This window comes from Hymenobacter metallicola (genome assembly GCF_004745645.1).
GTDB classification, from domain to species: domain Bacteria; phylum Bacteroidota; class Bacteroidia; order Cytophagales; family Hymenobacteraceae; genus Hymenobacter; species Hymenobacter metallicola.
The window spans coordinates 1-607 of the sequence record NZ_SRMB01000014.1; the positions used below are offsets into that span (position 1 = coordinate 1).

General features: G+C 47.9%; 2 tRNA genes and 1 rRNA gene. All 3 read left to right on the plus strand.

The features are described 5' to 3' along the window. Positions 1 to 78 (plus strand): 16S ribosomal RNA (locus E5K02_RS25370); the annotation flags it as partial. Positions 79 to 196: 118 nt separating this feature from the next. Next, positions 197 to 270, plus strand: a tRNA-Ile gene (locus E5K02_RS25375). A gap of 36 nt (positions 271 to 306) precedes the next feature. Then, positions 307 to 383, plus strand: a tRNA-Ala gene (locus tag E5K02_RS25380). The last annotated feature ends 224 nt before the right edge of the window (positions 384 to 607 follow it).

Consider the following 607-nt stretch of genomic DNA (forward strand, 5'->3'; position numbering starts at 1 on the left):
GTTAGGGTAGAACAAGTAACTGGGGCTAAGTCGTAACAAGGTAGCCGTACCGGAAGGTGCGGCTGGATCACCTCCTTTCTGGAGCGGTCCGACTCGTGAGAGAGTCCTCCTCGTTGCTCGACTTCTATATTACCTATTAGTCATTTCCACTATTCAACGTTTTTATCGGATCTATTCTGGCAGCAGAGTAGGAACCGGGCTTGTAGCTCAGGTGGTTAGAGCGCTACACTGATAATGTAGAGGTCCCTGGTTCGAGTCCAGGCAGGCCCACAGTCTACAGTTGGGATTGCCAATTGGACAAGAAACGGGGGATTAGCTCAGCTGGCTAGAGCACCTGCCTTGCACGCAGGGGGTCAACGGTTCGAATCCGTTATTCTCCACCATTAAGGTGTAACACTAAATGAGTGTTCATCGGTGAGAATACAAATTATTGAAGTGAATCTGGTAACAGGCCACTTCACCTTTGAAGCCGAACGAGGTTTCATAAGTTCTTTGACGTAGGAAAACGAGTAAGAAGAAACAAAGCATCTGCTTCGTAGCAATACGAAGACAGACCAAGAGCTCTTCCTGAGTAATCAGGAAGTTACAGAAGTAACGAAGGGCACAC